Raw genomic sequence first — 3504 nt, 5'->3', positions numbered from 1 at the left:
GCCCGCAACCTTCTGACGACAGGGAACTCCCATGACGAAGACAGCCCTCCCCGCGATCCTGGCCGCGATCCTGGTTCTGCCCCTCGCCTCACCGGTTCTCGCGGCCGGCGAGCACCGCCACGACGACGGCACCGTCCATTCCGACAGCCATGACCACGGCCCGAAGCCCGCCGCGAAGGGCAAGGCCGCCGACACGCCGGCGACCCGCGCCTTCAAGGAGGCGGCCATGCGCATGCACGGCGACATGGAGATCCGCTATTCCGGCGACGTCGACCGCGATTTCGCTGCCGGCATGATCCCGCACCACAAGGGCGCCCTGGCCATGGCCAAGGTCGCGCTTCAGTATTCGAAGGATCCGGAGGTCCGCACCCTGGCCGAGGCCATCGTCAAGGCCCAGGAAGCCGAGATCGCCCAGATGGAGGCGATCCTGAAGCGGACCGATCCCGCCAAGAAGTGAGGCTTCCACCTCGCCCCTGAACACTATCGCTCAGGGGCGGCTCGGCTTCCCGCCTCGATACAGGCCGGACCGGCCGCCATGTCGGCGGCGTGAGACCTAGACGACGAGGACATCCGCGAAGGTCAGAAGCACTGTCGTATCGATGACGGCGAAGGTGCGGGCGGTGCCCGCGCCGCTCCCATCGGCATCGTAGGAGAGCGTGCCGGTCGTGGCGTCGTAGAGAACCCGGTCATCCGCATCGGTCGACCCCGACGAGAGGTCCTTGAACGCGTCCTCCGCGAGGGCGCCGGCGCGAAGGGCCGTGAAGACCTTGCTCGAGAGCGTGACGACATCCTCGGCGATGGAGAAGTCGCGGATGTGATCCGTGTTGCCGGTTCCGGGCCACGTGCGGAACAGGAAGGTATCCGCCCCCTCCCCGCCGGTGAGGACGTCGTTTCCGGCCCCGCCCGTCAGCATGTTGGCGGCGCCGTTGCCGGTGATCGTATTGGCGACGGCGTTGCCGATGCCATCGACTGCGTTCGAGCCGAAGAGCCTCAGAGCTTCGAGATTCGTGCCGAGGCGGTGGCTGGCCGAACTCAGCACGTGGTCCGTACCGCTCCTGGCCGCCTCCTCGATCGTGTCGCGGCCGTCCGTGACATAGGTGTCGTTCCCGAGCCCACCGCTCATACGGTCGGCCCCCCGTCCGCCGTCCAGCCGGTTGGCGCCGTCGTTGCCGATGAGGATGTCGTCGCCCGCCCCGCCCTTCGCCTTCTCGATGGAGACGCCGTTGGCGATGGTCACGCCGCCGGTGAGGGGTTCCGACGTGGAGAGCCAGCCGCCCCCGCCGATCTCGGCTTTCAGGGTGGCGGCGCGCAGGTCGATCTTGGCCGCGCTCGATCCCTCATAGACGATCGTATCGGAGCCGCCCGTATCCCAGATCGTGGTGTAGCCGCGGTTGGCATCGACATCGTCGCTGAAGCGATAGACGTCGTTGCCGGTGTTGTGGGCGCGGGCTCCGTAGAGATGCTGCAGGGCCGCGATGTCGATGGCACCGAAGGAGCCCGGCTGGGCGTTGAGCGCGGTGTTCTCGTCGTGCTCGGGTGTGAACGGGTTGTCCTCGCCCCAGAACGGGAAGGTGTAGCCCATCACCGTGTAGATCTGGGAATTGAGGTTGCCGGTGCCGAAATCGCCCGGCTCGACGACGCCCGGCAGCTTGCCGTTCTCCCCGTCATGGGGGTGGCCGAGCCCCAGGCTGTGGCCGATTTCGTGGATCCAGGTTTCGGAATAGGTGCCGAGGCGGACCACGTCCGCGGCCCCTTTCACGCTCGTCGGGTCGATGCCCACCGCCGTTTCCAGCGAGGTGGTGCCCTGGGCGGGCGTGCCGGATTCGCCGCCTCCGCCGACATCGAGCCGCTGGATCAACTGGGCCCGCGCCACGCTGCCTTCGACGAAATCGACATTCGCGACGCTGCTGACGGTGTCGTAGATCTCCCTGTAGAACGCCTTCCAGTCGCCCTCGGAGAAATCGTCGATCCCGTTCGCATCGATGTCCTGCGCCTTGAACCCGTAGGTCAGGGTCGCGGCGTTCCAGGCGCCGCCGAGGATGAGGCTGTCCACGACGGCGTTCCCCGTCACGCCGACGGGTTTGAAGAGGTCGGCCATCGATTGATCTGTCCCTTGGGGAAAAGCTTCTGGAAGCTTGGCCGTTCGAGCCGGCCGGGGCAGTCCCTAACCACGATGCCGCGTCATAAACAATTGACGGTCCCACACCTCCGCGGCGAACCGTGCCAAGTGAAAGCGGTATGCTTCATCGGGTTCGGGAGGGAACCGGCCTCACCGCGCTAAATCCGTGCTCGTCCGCTCGCACAGGCGCTCAGCCAGCCGAGCCCATCCTCGGTTCGGCCACGCGGATTGTACTCGCACCCGACCGAGCCCGAATATCCGAGCCGGTCGAGTTCGGCGAAGACGAAGGCGTCGTTCACCTCCCCCGTGCCGGGCTCGTGGCGCGCCGGTACGCTCGCGACCTGGACATGGCCGATCAGCGGCAGGAGTCGGGTCAGCCGCGTGGTGACGTCTCCGTGCAGGATCTGGCAGTGGAAGATGTCGAACTGGAGCTTGAGGTTGGCGAGACCCTCCGCGCGCAGCTCCGCCACGAGATCGGCGGCGGCATCGACATCGTCGAGGAAATAGCCCGGCATGGAGCGGCGGTTGATGGGCTCGATCAGGAGGTCGATGCCATGCTCGGCAAGGCGCCCGGCGGCGTGGCGCAGGGACCGGCGATAAGCTTGCCCGGCGCGGCTGTCGCGCCCGTCGGCCAGGCCCGCCATCATGTGCAGGCGCGGGCAGCCGGTCGCCAGCGCATAGGCGAGCGCCGTCTCGACCCCGGCGGTGGTCTCATCGAAGCGGTCTGGCAGAGCGGCGAGACCGCGCTCACCGGCCATCCAATCGCCGGGCGGCATGTTGAACAGGACGAGGTCGAGCCCGTGCGCGGCGAGGCGCGCGGCGATCGCATCCGGCGAATGCTCGTAGGGGAACAGGAACTCCACCGACGTGAACCCGGCACGGGACGCGGCCTCGAACCGATCGAGGAAGGCGAGCTCCGTGAAGAGCAGCGTCAGGTTGGCGGCAAAGCGCGGCATGGGAGGGCTCCATGGTGGCGGGGTCCCATCCGGGCCATCCTCAATCGCGGATCAGCTTGCCCGTATAGACGACGGGGCCGGTGGGCAGGCCGGTGGCCGAGCCGTTCGGCGGCTCCACCGAGACGGCGAAGACACCCTCGCCGCGCCGCGCGGCCTCGGACCCGGCGGGCAGAGCCAGGCGTGCGGCGTCCTTGCCGATCAGCCCGAGGGATTTCGGCGTCTTGTCGGCTCCCACATACCACAATTCGAGGCTGCGTCCCGCCGGCGCCTCGGCGCCCACCGGGCGTACCCGCGCGGTTCCCGCCGCCGTATCGATGCTGACGATGAGGGCCGGCGCCTCGCCGCCGCTGCTGACCACGGCGACGTAGCGTGTCTCGCCCTCCACGCCGGGACGGGGGCCGACGGCGATGAACAGGGCCAGCCCGGCGG

At 68.4% G+C, this 3504-nt stretch carries 4 protein-coding genes; 1 reads left to right on the top strand and 3 read right to left on the bottom strand.

Annotated elements, in window-relative coordinates; genetic code table 11:
• Window positions 1-31: 31 nt before the first annotated feature.
• A complete protein-coding gene (locus FV220_RS24435) occupies window positions 32-457 on the top strand; it encodes a DUF305 domain-containing protein (protein ID WP_147833520.1) in 426 nt (141 codons plus the stop codon).
• A 96-nt stretch (window positions 458-553) separates the two neighbouring features.
• On the opposite strand, the gene FV220_RS24430 is transcribed toward FV220_RS24435, so the two are convergent.
• From FV220_RS24430 to FV220_RS24420, 3 genes are all read right to left on the bottom strand, one after another.
• Window positions 554-2098: a M10 family metallopeptidase C-terminal domain-containing protein gene (locus tag FV220_RS24430; protein ID WP_147833519.1), complete on the bottom strand. Its 1545-nt coding sequence runs from the start codon at window positions 2096-2098 to the stop codon at window positions 554-556.
• 179 nt (window positions 2099-2277) lie between these two features.
• Window positions 2278-3075: a 2-oxo-tetronate isomerase gene (otnI, locus tag FV220_RS24425; RefSeq protein WP_056149432.1), complete on the bottom strand. Its 798-nt coding sequence runs from the start codon at window positions 3073-3075 to the stop codon at window positions 2278-2280.
• 40 nt (window positions 3076-3115) lie between these two features.
• Window positions 3116-3504, bottom strand: a 389-nt coding sequence (locus FV220_RS24420) for an anti-sigma factor (protein WP_187273531.1), incomplete at its 5' end; no start/stop codon positions are given.

The sequence above is a fragment of the Methylobacterium sp. WL19 genome, from assembly GCF_008040005.1.
In the GTDB taxonomy this organism is placed as follows: Bacteria; Pseudomonadota; Alphaproteobacteria; order Rhizobiales; family Beijerinckiaceae; genus Methylobacterium; species Methylobacterium bullatum.
The sequence above is the reverse complement of the archived record's forward strand: the minus strand, read 5'-3'. Positions and strand labels throughout refer to the sequence as shown.